The sequence below is a fragment of the Zhongshania aliphaticivorans genome (assembly GCF_001586255.1).
GTDB classification, from domain to species: Bacteria; Pseudomonadota; Gammaproteobacteria; order Pseudomonadales; family Spongiibacteraceae; genus Spongiibacter; species Spongiibacter aliphaticivorans.
The window spans coordinates 1,117,655-1,133,328 of record NZ_CP014544.1 but is presented as its reverse complement, the minus strand read 5'-3'; the positions used below and the strand labels follow the sequence as shown (position 1 = coordinate 1,133,328).

General features: G+C 52.4%; 14 protein-coding genes. 11 read left to right on the top strand and 3 right to left on the bottom strand.

All coding sequences use genetic code 11. From position 1 onward, the window contains the following. Nucleotides 1-54: 54 nt before the first annotated feature. Genes AZF00_RS04995 through AZF00_RS04985 form a run of 3 tightly spaced genes read right to left on the bottom strand, consistent with a single transcriptional unit; the run spans nucleotide 55 to nucleotide 2,186 of the window. Nucleotides 55-645 (bottom strand): YajG family lipoprotein, encoded by a 591-nt coding sequence (locus AZF00_RS04995; protein WP_008246436.1) that lies wholly within the window; start codon nucleotides 643-645, stop codon nucleotides 55-57. Next, nucleotides 646-1,680, bottom strand: coding sequence for a DUF2333 family protein (locus AZF00_RS04990; RefSeq protein ID WP_008246432.1), 1,035 nt, complete (start codon nucleotides 1,678-1,680; stop codon nucleotides 646-648). Beyond that, nucleotides 1,680-2,186, bottom strand: coding sequence for a copper chaperone PCu(A)C (locus AZF00_RS04985; protein WP_231856191.1), 507 nt, complete (start codon nucleotides 2,184-2,186; stop codon nucleotides 1,680-1,682). Before AZF00_RS04985 ends, AZF00_RS04990 begins: the two co-directional genes overlap by 1 nt. Nucleotides 2,187-2,357: 171 nt before the next feature. Between AZF00_RS04985 and AZF00_RS04980 the strand changes: the two genes are divergently transcribed. The 11 genes from AZF00_RS04980 to AZF00_RS04930 all read left to right on the top strand — a co-directional run bounded on the left by AZF00_RS04980 (nucleotide 2,358) and on the right by AZF00_RS04930 (nucleotide 15,672). Continuing rightward, entirely contained in the window at nucleotides 2,358-4,046 is a 1,689-nt protein-coding gene (locus AZF00_RS04980) for a protein-disulfide reductase DsbD family protein (protein ID WP_081482587.1), read from the top strand. A 185-nt stretch (nucleotides 4,047-4,231) separates the two neighbouring features. Continuing rightward, the gene (gene aroQ / locus AZF00_RS04975; protein ID WP_008246426.1) at nucleotides 4,232-4,672 is read left to right on the top strand and encodes a type II 3-dehydroquinate dehydratase; all 441 of its coding nucleotides are present in this window, start codon (nucleotides 4,232-4,234) and stop codon (nucleotides 4,670-4,672) included. Nucleotides 4,673-4,710: 38 nt separating this feature from the next. Continuing rightward, complete coding sequence (gene accB / locus AZF00_RS04970; RefSeq protein WP_008246425.1) at nucleotides 4,711-5,172, top strand: acetyl-CoA carboxylase biotin carboxyl carrier protein; 462 nt, start codon at nucleotides 4,711-4,713, stop codon at nucleotides 5,170-5,172. Between the two features lie 47 nt (nucleotides 5,173-5,219). Beyond that, nucleotides 5,220-6,560: an acetyl-CoA carboxylase biotin carboxylase subunit gene (gene accC, locus AZF00_RS04965; RefSeq protein WP_008246424.1), complete on the top strand. Its 1,341-nt coding sequence runs from the start codon at nucleotides 5,220-5,222 to the stop codon at nucleotides 6,558-6,560. Nucleotides 6,561-6,647: 87 nt separating this feature from the next. Further along, the gene (gene prmA / locus AZF00_RS04960; RefSeq protein WP_008246423.1) at nucleotides 6,648-7,532 is read left to right on the top strand and encodes a 50S ribosomal protein L11 methyltransferase; all 885 of its coding nucleotides are present in this window, start codon (nucleotides 6,648-6,650) and stop codon (nucleotides 7,530-7,532) included. 22 nt (nucleotides 7,533-7,554) lie between these two features. Beyond that, nucleotides 7,555-8,358 carry a zinc-ribbon and DUF3426 domain-containing protein gene (locus AZF00_RS04955; protein ID WP_143829301.1) on the top strand — a complete coding sequence of 268 codons (804 nt, stop codon included), beginning with the start codon at nucleotides 7,555-7,557 and terminating at the stop codon, nucleotides 8,356-8,358. A gap of 135 nt (nucleotides 8,359-8,493) precedes the next feature. Continuing rightward, a complete protein-coding gene (gene dusB, locus AZF00_RS04950; protein WP_008246421.1) occupies nucleotides 8,494-9,483 on the top strand; it encodes a tRNA dihydrouridine synthase DusB in 990 nt (329 codons plus the stop codon). A gap of 26 nt (nucleotides 9,484-9,509) precedes the next feature. Beyond that, nucleotides 9,510-9,788, top strand: a complete 279-nt coding sequence (gene fis / locus AZF00_RS04945; RefSeq protein ID WP_040802536.1) for a DNA-binding transcriptional regulator Fis — start codon at nucleotides 9,510-9,512, stop codon at nucleotides 9,786-9,788. Nucleotides 9,789-9,849: 61 nt separating this feature from the next. After that, nucleotides 9,850-11,430, top strand: a complete 1,581-nt coding sequence (gene purH, locus AZF00_RS04940) for a bifunctional phosphoribosylaminoimidazolecarboxamide formyltransferase/IMP cyclohydrolase (protein WP_008246419.1) — start codon at nucleotides 9,850-9,852, stop codon at nucleotides 11,428-11,430. Nucleotides 11,431-11,606: 176 nt separating this feature from the next. Beyond that, nucleotides 11,607-12,884 (top strand): phosphoribosylamine--glycine ligase, encoded by a 1,278-nt coding sequence (gene purD / locus AZF00_RS04935; RefSeq protein ID WP_008246418.1) that lies wholly within the window; start codon nucleotides 11,607-11,609, stop codon nucleotides 12,882-12,884. Continuing rightward, the gene (locus tag AZF00_RS04930; protein ID WP_008246417.1) at nucleotides 12,835-15,672 is read left to right on the top strand and encodes a response regulator; all 2,838 of its coding nucleotides are present in this window, start codon (nucleotides 12,835-12,837) and stop codon (nucleotides 15,670-15,672) included. Before purD ends, AZF00_RS04930 begins: the two co-directional genes overlap by 50 nt. Nucleotides 15,673-15,674 lie beyond the last annotated feature (2 nt).

Below are 15,674 nucleotides of genomic sequence, written 5' to 3'. Positions count from 1 at the left end.
AAAAAAGGCGGAGCCATTAACGCATCCGCCTTTTTTTAATTCAGATAATTCGCCTTAATTTTTTCGCAAGAACCCTACCAGCTTAGGGTCTTCAAACATGCTATTAAGCACTTCCACCACAAGGCCGTTAACCAGCTCGGCATTGTGAGACTCGCTTGGCGCATTAAAGAACTTCTGCTTGCGTTTCACTCGGTAGCGGCCTTCATAGCGCTCATTACCGCGACTAGCAACCACATTTACCACAGCTAACATATCCATGTCATAACCAACCCCGTCTTCTTTCGGGTGGTTGTAAACCAGCGATTCAAAAATCACATGGAGATCTGCCGTGTCGGCGCGCAGACTGTCGGTATCGTAGCCCATTGCCGCCATGTGCTTAGCCAAGGGCTTTTCAACCGCCAATGACAAATCGTTGGCAATGGTCACCACTGAGGTTTCGCGGTATGTGCCACCGCGGCTGCCCAGCACCTTGTTTTGACGCTGGTCACTGACCCTGACATGAACAGGGCTATTATTGCCAATACGCGCACTGGGCTCCGAAAATTTCGGGCTCAATTGAATCGCTTGCGGACTAGAGGCGCAGGCCGTAAGCCACACGCTGGCGGCGAGCACACAGGTTTTAAGTAAAGTTGAGTAAACCATCATTTATCCTTGAGATAACAAGTCACGTAAATCAGTTATAGCACCATTGGCGCGGCTAATATAAGACGCCATCACCAGTGAATGGTTGGCTAAAAAACCAAAACCACTGCCATTTAAGACCATTGGGCTGAACATTGCCTGCTGGGTTCCCTCTAGCTCACGAATTATTTGTCGTAAACTCACACTCGCATTTTTATTGGCCAATACATCGGCAAAATCCACCTCTACCGCCTTCAGGAAGCAAATCAGCGCCCAAGCCGTGCCGCGGGATTCGTAAAATACATTATCAATTTCCAGCCATGGGGTTTTTATCTGCAACTCAGTCGATGCCGGCGTAGACTGCCGTGCATTGGCGTCGTTGGCTAGATCCGTGTTCAAGCGCGGCCGCCCAACACTGGCACTCAAGCGCTGCGACAAACTCCCTAAACGTGACTCGACACCGGCCAGCCAGTAGCGCAAATTATCGGCGCGGGCGTAAAACTGGGCCTGGGGCTGATCTACATCAGCCAAGCGGCTGCGATAAGCCTTAAGAAATTTAATGCCCTGCCGGTATTCCGACTCAGAAGCAGGCACCGCCCAGCTATTATTAGAGAAGCTGAAGCGCGGCTCGGCCTTAGCCAGGTCGCCATCTTCTTGGGACTGCGACTGCGAGCGACTAAAGTTCTCGCGCATGGCGCGGCTAAGGTCTCTAACTTGAATAAGCACTCCGTATTCCCACGCGGGCATATCGTCCATAAAAATGCCTGGCGGGCTTATATCATTACTAATAAAACCGCCCGGCTTGTCGAGCAATGTTTCGGTAACATCAATTAATGCCGAGGTTGTTGCGCTGCCAATAACACCCACTTTGGTGTCTTTTTGCAAATACTGGGTATTGGGCATATCCGGTGTAAAGCTCCAATACACGCCAAATATCATCACAATCACGAGATAGACTGGCACGACGACAGCAGCTATTTTTAATGCAAGCCCATTGCCGAGCCATTCTTGCGCGCTCTCTTTGGCCCTAGCCACTAGGTCTTTTAGTTTTTCAATCATTAGTGCATTCCTGTGTGTTCAGTCGGGCTCATTGTGGAGCTAGATGTGGTGTTTGCGCTGGGCGCGGGTTTGAGCACACTAATTACCGGCGCATCGATGGCAAGAATCTCACCCTCAGCGGTTTTAAGGGTAAATTTCACCCGATCACCGTCTGCCAGCGGTCTGGTTAAATTAATTAACATTAAATGGTAGGCACCGGGCGCAAAAACAAATTCCCCGTTGGCCGGCACGGTGACCGCGTCCTCGCGCTGCATCGACATCATGCCATTACGATGCTGATGCCCATGTATTTCCAAACGCTCGGCGGCATCACTATCACCAGCCACAATCCGAACCTCTTGACCACGCGAATTTTGCACACTAAAAAATGCTGCGGTATTGCGTTGGCTGGGCGGCAAGCCCCGCACATAGGCATTTTCTACCGTAATTTGATCGGGCTGAGCCTGTAGCACAGCACTGAATAACAGCGCGGCCAAGCCGCCAACACTCATCCACTTACAACTCACAAACCCTCCAAGGCGCCGCCGCTTGCTTTTCGGCGACACAATTATTCGAACAACATAGCCTGAACTTAACCCTTCCGGGCAATACCTGTAAACTCGCTAGCAATGTGAATTTCGGCATCGAAACAACTAATTATGGCGTATCATAACGCCACCACAGCAGTGATTGTATTTATGAAACCGCTTTTATTATCGCTTATTTTTCTGCTCTTGGGTGCCAACGCCCACAGCCAGGATTTTTTTAATGCCACGCCACAAAGCTTTGGCGACAGCAATCCTAGCTTTTTGCCCGTGGAACAGGCCTACCAGTCAGACCTGCAGTGGAATAAAGACAATTTATTGCTTGGCTGGCAAATAACCGAGGGCTATTACCTCTATCGCGAACGTTTCGAGCTTAGCGCCAGCGTTGATGGCAAGCCTGTGGCGGTTAATAGCCGCTTTGAACCCGGCAAAGTCAAACAAGACCCTTATTTTGGCGAAACCGAAGTTTACTATCACAATACATCTATCGCGATCAGTGACATACCCAGCCAGCCCTTTACACTGAGTATTACGTCCCAAGGCTGCGCCGATGCTGGGCTATGCTATCCACCCCAAACCCAGCACTACCGTATTGATTCGATCAGCCAGCTAATTGAACAAACGACCGCACCCAAAAAGACCAGCCCCCTGCCCGCCACCGCAGATGTACCAACACTTTGGCTAATTTTAATTTTTGCCGCGCTCGGCGGCGCCATTCTCAATTTAATGCCCTGCGTTTTCCCGGTATTGGGTCTCAAGGTGCTGAGCTTCGCCAATGCCCGCAGCGGTAGCCCCGCCAGTCACGGTGTCGCGTACAGCGCTGGCGTAGTGTTGAGCTTTGTTGCGGTGGCCGGAGTATTAATCGCGCTGCAACAAGCTGGGCAAGCCATCGGCTGGGGCTTTCAACTGCAAACACCGTGGTTTGTCGCCCTACTCGCCAGCCTATTCTTTGTGCTGTCGCTGAACTTACTCGGCGTGTTTGAGATTGGCGGCAGCTGGATGAGTGTCGGTGACGACCTCAGTCGACAATCGGGTTATAGCGGCAGTTTTTTCACTGGCGTACTCGCCACCGTGGTCGCCAGCCCCTGCACAGCGCCCTTTATGGGCACGGCAGTGGGCTTTGCCGCTAGCCAAACACCGGCCATTTCACTGCTCGTGTTTGCCTTTATCGGTATCGGCATGGCGCTCCCGGTATTGTTGTTAACACTATTCCCCGCTGGCTTGCGTCGCCTTCCCAAACCGGGGCAATGGATGATCACACTCCGCCAGCTACTCGCCTTCCCCCTACTCGCCACCGCCGTGTGGTTAAGCTGGGTGGTTGGTCGCCAAACCGGCGCGAACGGTATGGCACTTATTTTATCTGCTTGGCTACTAATTGGTTTTGGCCTCTGGCTCTACAAACAGGGCCCAGCAGCCAAAATACTGGCCATGGTCTCTTATATTGCCGCACTAAGCCTTATTCTAATTGGTCTCAACAAGCCGATTGAGAATAACGCCATTGTGTCAGGCTTTGATAGCAGCCAAATTCAACGCCTGCGCGAAAGCGGCCAAAATGTGTTTTTAGATGTTACCGCCGACTGGTGCATAACCTGCGCCGCCAATGAAGCGCTGGTGTTACACACCGATACGATTCGCGCCGCCTTTATTCTTCACAATGTCCACTATGTCACAGCCGATTGGACGCGCTACGATCCGGCCATCACCCAGCTGCTCGCCGATTATCAGCGCAACGGCATTCCACTCTACATATATTTCCCAGCGGACCTTGCTGCTAGCCCCATCGTCTTGCCGCAGGTCTTAAGCAAATCGATGCTCCTTAGCTTGTTAGAGGAGTCAACTTAGGCCGATATCGGCGGTTTTCAGTGTTAGCACCGAAAACACTAGAGGGCACAAAATTCCGGTCATCTTCTGCAAACTTGCGGCTAACTGCACGCTATCTTAAAAAATTCACGGGATGCGTTGGACTCATAAAACCAAATAAGGCACAATCTGCGCATAACCTGAATTAAGCAAAATAGCAGTGACCTATGGCATCGATACTCGTACTTCACGGTCCCAATCTCAATCTCCTTGGCAGTCGCGAACCCGGCGTATACGGCAGCGCCACACTTGCCGATATCGACACTAGGTTACAGCTATCTGCCAAGGCGGCCGGGCATCATTTGCAATCAATGCAAAGCAACGCCGAATACGAGTTAATTGAACGCATCCACTTGGCGCGCCCTGAAGGCATCAACTTTATTATTATCAATCCCGCAGCCTTTACTCATACCAGTATTGCCCTGCGCGATGCCCTGCTGGCAGTAGACATCCCCTTTATTGAAGTGCACTTGTCCAATGTGCACGCGCGGGACAGTTTTCGTCATCATTCCTATTTTTCAGATATTGCCCAAGGGGTCATCTGCGGCCTGGGCGCTGCGGGTTATGAATACGCCTTGCAAGCAGCTATAAGCCAGTTAAGCGAATAACAAAACTAATCACTTCACTCACATTAAAGAGAGTTTCTATGGACATTAGAAAAGTAAAAAAGCTAATTGAGTTACTCGAAGAATCGAATATCGACGAGTTAGAGATAAAAGAGGGCGAAGAGTCAGTACGCATCAGCCGCAATAGCGCCGCCAAAGGCATGATGGCTCCTCAGTATATGCAACAGCCAATGCAATACGCGCCACAGCCAGCAGCCCCGGCACCAGCCGCTGCTGCTGCAGCTCCAGCTGAAGCGCAAGGCCCAAGCGGTCATTTAATTAAGTCGCCCATGGTCGGTACGTTCTACCGTTCACCTTCACCCTCTTCACCCGCCTTTGTTGAAGTTGGTCAGCACGTTAAAGCTGGCGATGTCATCTGCATCGTTGAAGCCATGAAAATGATGAACCAAATTGAAGCAGACAAGTCTGGCGTAATCGAGGCCATTTTGGTTGACGACGCTGAGCCCGTGGAATTTGACCAGCCCTTGATCACCATTGTGTAACACCGGCATAACTACGATCAAAGCACCAAAAGAGGGATTGATTCCAAATGCTTAAAAAAGTCGTCATTGCCAACCGTGGTGAAATTGCCCTGCGGATTTTGCGCGCCTGCAAAGAATTGGGTATTAAAACGGTAGCAGTACACTCAGCCGCCGACCGCGACCTGATGCACGTCCGTCTAGCTGACGAGTCCGTGTGTATTGGCCCCGCGCCATCGCCCGCGAGCTACCTGAATATTCCAGCTATCATTAGCGCAGCAGAAGTCACCGACGCCGTCGCCATTCACCCCGGCTATGGCTTCCTCGCCGAGAACGCTGACTTTGCTGAACAAGTTGAAAAGAGTGGGTTTATCTTTATTGGCCCCACACCCGACCTTATACGCATGATGGGCGACAAGGTCTCTGCGATAAAAGCCATGAAAAAAGCTGGCGTACCGACGGTACCTGGCTCCGATGGCCCCATCACCGATGACAATGAACACACCTTAAAAGTGGCCAAGCGCATCGGCTACCCCGTCATTATTAAGGCAGCAGCTGGCGGTGGTGGCCGCGGTATGCGAGTAGTTCACAGTGAGGCAGCGCTGCTCAACGCCGTCTATGTCACGCAGTCTGAAGCCAGCGCCGCCTTTGGCGACGGCACGGTATATATCGAGAAATTTCTCGAAAACCCCCGCCACGTCGAGATCCAGGTTTTGGCCGACGGCCAAGGAAATGCTATTCACCTAGGCGACCGCGACTGCTCTTTGCAGCGTCGTCACCAGAAGGTATTAGAAGAAGCGCCAGCACCGGGCATTCCCGACGAGATTCGCGCCCAGGTCGCCAAGTCTTGTGTTGATGCCTGTATTGCCATTAATTACCGTGGCGCTGGCACCTTCGAATTCCTCTACGAAAACGGCCAATTCTTCTTTATTGAGATGAATACCCGTATTCAGGTTGAGCACCCCGTCAGTGAAATGGTAACCGGTGTCGACCTTATCCAGCAGCAGCTGTTAATTGCTGGCGGCGAGAAACTGTCTATCACTCAGGACGATATCAAAATCAAAGGCCACGCCTTTGAGTGCCGGATAAATGCCGAAGACCCTAAAACCTTTATGCCCTGCCCAGGTTTGATTAAGCACTACCATGCGCCGGGTGGCCTAGGCGTACGGGTCGACTCGCACCTTTACAGCGGCTATACCGTTCCCCCTCATTACGACTCGATGATCGCCAAAATCATCACCTGGGGAGACAATCGCGAAATCGCCCTCAACCGCATGCGCAATGCTTTAGATGAGCTGGTGGTAGACGGCATTCGCACCAATACCGACTTACATCGGGATCTGGTTCGGGATGCGGCTTTCCGCGAAGGTGGCGTAAGTATTCACTACCTAGAAAAGAAGCTTAAACTGTAAAATAGTTTAAACTGCATATTCAAAAGGGGCTTCGGCCCCTTTTTTACATTTTGCCGACATTATTAAATTTCAAGAAGAGCCTACCCTATGACCTGGTTACAACTGCGCCTAGATACCAACCCAGCTTCTGCGCCGACGCTAGAAGATGCCCTGCTGGAAATAGGCGCTTCCGCAGTGACCATGGAAGACAACGCCGACCAACCCGTGTACGAGCCCGGCGTGGGAGAGACACCCATGTGGCAACAAACTCGGGTAACCGGTTTATTCACCGCCGACACCGATATGGATGCCGTTCTCGTCGCCTTAGAAGCGCAATTAGGCGAAGCGCTGCCGCCCCACCGCAGTGAAATTTTGGAAGACCGCGACTGGGTTCGGGAGTGGATGGACAGCTACCACCCCATTCAATGCGGCGAGCGCCTGTGGATTTGCCCAAGCTGGCGGGAGCCAGTGGACCCCAGCGCAGTGAATCTATTGCTCGACCCCGGCCTCGCCTTTGGCACCGGCACCCACCCCACCACGTGGCTGTGCATGCAGTGGCTAGATCAGCAAAACCTCGACGGCTTAACCGTTATCGACTATGGCTGCGGCTCAGGCATTTTAGGAATTGCAGCGCTGCTACTCGGCGCAAAAAGAGTCATTGCCATCGATAACGACCCGCAGGCACTGCTCGCAACCCGCGACAATGCTCAGCGCAATAATATCGACCACGACCGTATCGACTGCCTGCTCCCAGAGCAAATACCCAGCGATTTGCATGGCGACGTGATGGTTGCCAATATTCTCGCAGGCCCGCTAATCTCGCTAGCCCCCAACTTAGCGGCAGCGTTAAGCCCCGATGCGCCGATTTGTCTATCGGGTATTCTCAATAGCCAGGCCGAAGAATTGCTGACTTGCTACCGACAGTGGTTTAATGCGCTAGAACTGAATGCCAAGGACGAATGGGTCCGCATCAACGGCAAGAAGAAACCCTAAACTACTTAAGCACATTGAGCTCATGCCTAGCGAACACCAAGCACCGACTGACGTAGTTGAAAGTGTGTCATGCCCGCAATGCATGACGCGCTTTCGGCTCAAACCCCAGCAACTGAGTGCCGCTGACGGTTTAGTGCGCTGCGGCGTGTGCATGAGCATTTTCAATGCGGCAACGACAAACACGCCAGAAGCGCATTTACCCGCCGCCGAGCCACAACAAACCGCGCCCGAGCCTGCCGAGACGATCCACGCTGAAAGTGACGCGACCGCAGACTCCCCCCTAGACCTTATTGCCGGTTTAAGCACGCTAAACCATGACTTTGAACATCATCGCCCGCGTCACCAGCCCCGACGCTGGCCGTGGCTGATAGCGAATTTCATTGCCCTACTGGTACTGGCCGGGCAAGTTGCACTCTGGCAAAAGGACGCGGTATTCGCCAGCCCCGCTGGTGACTATTTACAGCAGCTATGCCCACTGCACCCACTACTGTGCGAGAACAAAGCGCCGGAAGCGCGCCAACTGGGAGACGTAGTGAGCACCCACCTTCTGGTTCGCAAACACCCTAGCGTGGCCAACGCACTGATTGTCGATACTATTTTATTAAATCGCAGTGCCGAGCCAGGCCCGTTCCCCGCCCTGAAGCTGCACTTCAGCGACATAAATGGCCAAACCCTTGCCAGCAGGGTGTTTCAACCCCGGGAATACCTGGCCGGAGAACTTAATGCGCTGTCAAATCTTGCCAGCCAGCAACCGGTGCACATTGCGCTAGAAATCGTTGACCCAGGCTCCACCGCCGTGAACTACCAGTTACAACTGCTGCCGTAAAGCCCCATTTGCGCACTTCTTTCACACTCAGAGTTGGTTATTTTCTGAGCGCAAGTCTTCCGGTAAAGTCCGCAAGCGAGTATCATAGCTGCCCTGTTTTCCCACTGTTAAGCACCCTTTTTTTCAGGCATGGCGATGATCCAGATAGGTCCTCACAAGCTTCCTGCTCGCGCTGTATTGGCGCCGATGGCGGGGATTACTGACCTGCCCTTTCGCAGGCTGTGTCGGGAATTTGGCGCCGGTTTAACTGTGTCAGAAATGGTGATTAGCGACACGCAGCTCTGGCATACGCGCAAAAGTCATTTACGCCTAGCTCACGACGACAATACGCCCCGCGCGGTGCAAATTGCCGGTGCAGAGCCAGCGATGATGGCAGAAGCCGCAAGAAGCTGTATGGAAATGGGCGCCGATATCATTGATATCAATATGGGCTGCCCAGCGAAAAAAGTGTGTAAGCGCGCCGCCGGTTCCGCTTTATTAAAGGAACCTGAGCTGGTTGAGCAAATACTCAAAGCAGTCGTTGCCGCAGTAGATATTCCAGTGACATTAAAAATTCGCACTGGATGGTCACCGGACCAACGCAATGGCCTAGCCATTGCGAAACTTGCGCAAGATTGCGGCATTAGCTCACTGGCGGTGCATGGTCGTACTCGACAATGCCGATATTTGGGAATGGCCGAGTACGATACGATTGCCGCGATTAAACAGGCAATTAGCATACCCGTATTCGCCAATGGTGATATCACCAGTGCCGAGCAAGCTAAATATGTATTGGATTACACCGGCGCCGACGGCGTAATGATCGGCCGTGGCGCACAGGGTAAACCATGGTTATTCCGTGAAATAGCCAGCTATTTGAGCACCGGAATTTTGGCTCCGGCCGCGACCACGGCAGAAATACAAGCAGTTATGCTGAGCCATCTCAGCGCGCTACACCATTTTTACGGAGAACAGAACGGCCTGCGTATCGCGCGCAAACATTGCGCATGGTATTTGCAGGAGCACGACGCCAACACTGGCTTTCGCAGTGAATTCAATCGCCTTGAATCTGCCAGTGCACAACTAGATGCTGTACATCGCTACTTTGAACAGCACGGCCAAACTTTACAGGACGCAGCAGCATGAACTTAACCAGCACCGACACCGCAGTGATGACTGAGGTCAGCGCCAACCCAACACCGTCGGCCGACGATATTAGCAAGGCAAAAACCTTGCGTGACAGTGTCGCCATAGCCCTTAACAACTACCTGACCAATCTAGACGGCCAGGACGTTTGCGATGTTTACAATATGGTTTTATCGGAGGTAGAAGCACCCCTACTCGAAGAAGTCATGCGCTACACCCGCAATAACCAAACCCGCGCATCGCAAATGCTCGGTTTGAATCGCGGCACCTTGCGCAAAAAGCTCAAGCAATATGATCTCTTGTAATTCGCTGCTCTGAACACAAATTTCGACACCCTTTTTTAAACCTTAAGGTAACACTCTCTGCATGACTACTGACAATCAGGCCCGTCCCGTAAAGCGCGCACTCATCAGCGTTTCCGACAAATCCGGTATTGTTGAATTCGCTCGCGAACTCAGCAAACTCGGTGTTGAATTACTCTCTACTGGCGGTACGTTTGCCCTGCTCAAGCAGAATGACATCGCAGTGACCGAAGTATCCGATTACACCGGCTTCCCCGAAATGATGGATGGCCGCGTTAAGACCTTGCACCCCAAGGTACACGGCGGCATTCTCGGTCGTCGCGGCATTGACGACGGTATTATGGTCGAGCACGGCATCGATGCCATCGACATGGTTATTGTTAATCTCTATCCCTTCGAAGCCACCGTTGCCAAACCCGGCTGCACCTTAGAAGACGCAGTAGAGAACATTGATATTGGCGGACCGACCATGGTTCGCGCTGCGGCTAAAAATCACCGCGACGTGGCCATTGTCGTTAATGCCACTGACTATCAAGTTATCCTAGATGAGCTGCAGGCCAATGAGGGCTGCACCACCCTCGCTACCCGCTTTGACTTAGCCATTAAAGCCTATGAACACACCGCCGCTTATGACGGTATGATCGCCAATTATTTCGGTCGCCTCGTACCCGGTGGCACCGAGAAGTTCCCGCGCACCTTTAATAGCCAATTCATTAAAGCCCAAGACATGCGTTACGGCGAAAACCCCCACCAGGATTCTGCGTTTTACGTTGAACGCCACCCTAGCGAAGCCTCTGTTGCCACGGCAACTCAGCTGCAGGGCAAAGCCCTGTCGTACAACAATATTGCCGACACCGACGCCGCACTGGAATGTGTTAAGTCCTTTGTGAAACCGGCCTGCGTTATTGTTAAACACGCCAACCCCTGCGGCGTCGCGGTCTCGCTGAATGGTATCGGCGAAGCTTACGACCTGGCATTTGCCACTGACCCAGAGTCGGCCTTTGGCGGTATTATCGCCTTTAACCGCGAACTCGACGCCGCCACTGCCAAAGCAATTTGCGACCGCCAGTTTGTTGAAGTCATTATTGCGCCTACCGTTAGCGAAGAAGCTGCGGCCATCATCGCCGAGAAGAAAAATCTGCGCCTACTTAGCTGTGGCCAGTGGGACAAGAGCAGCCCCGCCTTCGACTACAAACGCGTTAATGGCGGCCTGCTAGTACAAGATCGCGATCTCGGTATGATTACCGCCGCCGACCTGAAGATCGTGACCAAGCGCCAACCCGAGCCCAGCGAAATAGACGATATGATCTTCGCGTGGAAGGTTGCTAAGTTCGTTAAATCCAATGCCATAGTCTACGCCAAAAATCGTCAGACCATCGGCGTCGGAGCTGGCCAAATGAGCCGGATCAACTCAGCCCGCATCGCGGCAATCAAAGCCGAGCACGCTGGTTTACAAGTGGCCGGAGCGGTCATGGCTTCTGACGCCTTCTTCCCCTTCCGGGACGGTTTGGATAACGCAGGCGCTGCCGGTATTAAATGCGTGATCCAGCCCGGCGGCTCAATTCGCGACGAAGAAGTGATCGCCGCTGCCGACGAATACGGCATTGCGATGGCGTTTACCGGTATGCGCCACTTCCGGCACTAATCGCGCTAGATGCTCGAACAGAAGATGCTGGACGGGAGACGGGAGACGCCAAAAACGCCTCTGCTCCCCATTCAATTTTGCAATCAATTATAGAAATAAAGGAGCATGAACGCAGATAGTAGAAGAGGGGCCATTCCTTGCGTCTCCCATCTCCCATCAAGCGTTCACCCAAGCATATGAATGTACTCATCATTGGCAACGGCGGCCGCGAACACGCGCTGGCGTGGAAGGTTGCTCAATCAGCACAAGTTGAAACCGTATTTGTGGCCCCCGGCAATGCCGGCACGGCTTTAGACAACAATATTGAAAATGTGGCCATTGCTATTGACGACTTTGCCGCGCTAGCTGACTTTGCCGAGAACAATCAGGTCGGCCTCACCATCGTCGGCCCTGAGGCCCCCTTAGTTGAAGGCGTTGTTGATTTTTTCCAAGCCCGCAACCTGCCTTGCTTTGGCCCCACCAAGGGCGCCGCGCAGCTCGAAGGCTCCAAAGCCTTCACCAAAGATTTTCTCGCTCGCCATCAAATCCCCACCGGCAGCTACCAAAACTTTACCGAACTCGAACCCGCACTAGTTTATTTACGCGAACAGGGTGCGCCAATTGTGGTTAAAGCCGATGGCCTCGCCGCCGGTAAAGGCGTAATCGTTGCTGAAACCCTGGCGCAAGCCGAAGAGGCCGTGCGCGACATGCTGTCTGGTAATGCCTTTGGCGACGCCGGTTGCCGCGTGGTTATTGAAGAGTTTCTCGAAGGCGAAGAAGCCAGCTTTATCGTGATGGTCGACGGCGAAAATATTCTCGCCATGGCTACCAGCCAAGACCACAAACGGGTTGGCGACGGCGACACCGGCCCCAACACCGGCGGCATGGGCGCTTATTCCCCCGCACCAGTCGTTACGCCAGAAATCCATCAGCGCGTAATGGATGAGGTTATCATTCCCACCGTGCGCGGCATGGCCAGCGAAGGGAATCGCTACACTGGATTTTTATATGCCGGGCTAATGATTAACGCCCAGGGCGAACCCAAAGTAATTGAATACAATTGCCGCTTCGGCGACCCTGAAACCCAGCCCATTATGCTGCGTTTAAAGTCAGACTTAGCGGCGCTTTGCCTCGCTGCAATTGCTGGCAAACTTGACACCGTAACTGCTGACTGGGACGCGCGCCCAGCCGTTGGCGTGGTCCTAGCTGCGGGTGGCTACCCCAGCGATTACGCCAAGGGCGAGGTCATTACCGGCATTCCCGCAGAAACGGACTGCAGCAAGGTATTTCATGCCGGCACACGTCTAGCCGACGGCAAGCTAGTCACCAACGGCGGCCGCGTACTTTGCGCCACGGCAATGGCCAGTAGCGTTGCCGATGCCCAGCAGCTTGCCTACGCAGCAGCGAAACAGATAAAGTGGCGGGATGCCTTCTATCGCAACGACATCGCCTACCGCGCCATCGACCGTAAATAAACCTCGGTCGTACCGCCGCCTGCGCCGCTTTCTGGGCTTGCTGTTGCTGTGCATCAGCATTCCCAGCTTAGCGGCGCCAGTGCTCGTCCTCGATTCAAGTCAAAACAATACAAATCTCGCGGACTACACCGATGTTCTAATGGACCCGGACGCGCGCTACCGTATCGACGCGATCCAACAGCCAGAATTAAACACCCAATTTAGACCTAGCGGCATTGCTGACTTCCAGCTTTCAGGCACCACAGGGCGCCTCTGGTTCCGCTTCACGCTGCGCAATACCAGTAACGAAACCCAGCAACAGTTGTTGCAGGTTCAACCAAGTGATGCCAAATATATTGAAGTGTATCGCCAGGGGGAAATCATCGCGCCGTTTCCCACAAGCAAATTAATTCGCAGCGAGACTCTATTTGCCATCCCCGTTGCGGCAAATAGCCAAAGTACGTTTTACCTACGTATCGAATCCCCGATTGCACGACGCATTACTCTTGAATTACACAGCTATGCGAGCTTCCTTGGCCAAGTAAGTAAACGTGAATTTATCAATGCTGCTTTCTACGGCATTTTAGTATTACTGCTGCTATTTAATCTTGTCAGTGCACTTTTGCACAAAGACCGGCTTTTTATCTACCAAGCCCTGAATTGCGGACTCATCATTGTCTGCCAATTACTCGCATGGGGTTATATTGGCGAGGCTCAAGGACTAATGCCGCCATGGCAGGGTGCAAGCTTAATCACAGCTTTACTGGCGATCTGCATCCTAGAGCTACTCTACGCGCAAAGCTTTCCGGTATTTCCAGTGAATCGCGCGCAGCGCTGGCCAGCTATTATCCGGACAGCGATATTAGTAAATACCTTAGCCATTGCCATTGGTTTAATCAGCGATGGGCGCAGCGCCACAATCCTTGTGCACACACTTATACCCGCCAATGTTTTACTTTTATTTATCATGTCGCTGCACTGCTACTTAGTCAGTTACAGCCGTTTGATTTTTTATTATTTAACTACCCGTGCAGCCGTCATTTTACTTTATTCAGTAGCCCTTCTTAGCTACTTTCTAAACCTCAGCGATATCCCCTTAATCAACACCGCGATGATAGCGCTGGCAACGGGTGCCGCTATCAGTCAAACGTGCTTATTGTTTACTCGCCACCATCTACGCCAACGTAAACAGGCGCAAGACGATCAACACATTGCCGTCCTCGGTGAAGTGAATCGCGCTAAAACCGATATATTAGCTCGTATTACCCACGATATTCGCACCCCGCTAAGCGCCATGATCGGCGTAACAGAATTGCTTCACGACACCCGTTTAACCGCTAGCCAAGAGGACTATATCAGTACTTTACAGCGCTCTAGCCACGAACTGCTGCAATTGCTGGACGAGGCCAGTCAGGCAGTACGCTTTAGTGAAAGTGACGTTGAACTCAGCAACCAACTGATCAACTTACCCGAAATTATCGACGAGTCCCTCGCCGGATTCCGCAATATAGCCGCAGAACAAGCAATCGAATTAATTTGTGATATTGACAGTGAAGTCAGGGAACAACTTATCGGCGACCCGTCGCGAATTCGACAATTGTTATCCCACGTGATGAACAGTGCATTTGAACATTTTGAATCTGGCTATATTTTACTGAAAGTCTACCCATCAGAAACCAAGGCCGGGCTGACTTATTTTGACCTAAGCCATCGCGGCAAGGCCTTCAGCACCCAAGAGAAACAAGCGCTAAGCCGTTCCATTAGCAATGATAGTAGTATCACTAACGCGCGATTTGCCATCGCCGCTCAACTCATTAGCTTAATGCGCGGCCAAGTCAATGTCCGTACCTCGCCAAACGGTGCCCACATCCTAAGCTTTTCACTGCTACTGGGCGTGCCTAAAATTCCCGAGCAAAGCAGCACTGCTGGCACCGAGCTTCTCCAGGGTAAACGCCTGCTCGTTGTGGACAGCAACCAGACTTTTTGTAAGGTAGTCAGTAAGCAGTGCAGCACCTGGGGCATGCAAGTACTCACGGCGAACAGTGATAATGCCGCCGTAGCGATAGTGCGCAATCAACTACTACTCAATGCGCCAATAGAAATTCTATTAATCGACCAAGCGCTCCCAGGGGGCGGTTTAAAGCTAGCTCAGCGAATCTGCGATGACAGTCAAGCCGAAAATCAACAGCCGATCAGCTTGATGCTTGCCCACGCCAACATCAATTTTGATCGCGACGAATTACAAAGCGCTGGGATTCGCCGCGTACTGAGTAAACCGCTGAGCAGTGTCGCACTGCGCAGCGCGCTATTAGCTGAATGCCATTTCGACGCAAGTATTAATCATCGCTCGCCAGATCAATACAGCACTGACGCACTGAACCTGTCATCACTCAAATGTCTTATTGCCGAAGACAATCCGACCAACGCCCAAGTGCTAACGCGTATGCTGAGCAGCTTAGGCATTGACGTACATCACGTTGGGAATGGGCAACAAGCATTGAACTCGTTTATTCGTGGCCGTTTCGATTTTGTGATTATGGATATTGAAATGCCAATCATGGACGGCGCTGAAGCAACTCGGCAAATTCGTCTATTTGAAAGCGAAGAAGGCCGCGAGCGCACCCCCATTTTTGGACTCACGGCCAACACCTTAGACGAACAGCGCGACAGCTATCTGCGAGCAGGAATGGATTTACACTTAGTTAAACCCATTCGCTTGTGGGAGCTCGCCGAAGCGATCAAACGCTGGACGGGCTACCAACACACCAAAGCAGCCGTGAGCACGCCGCAGACGCCAGCACCGCAATAGCG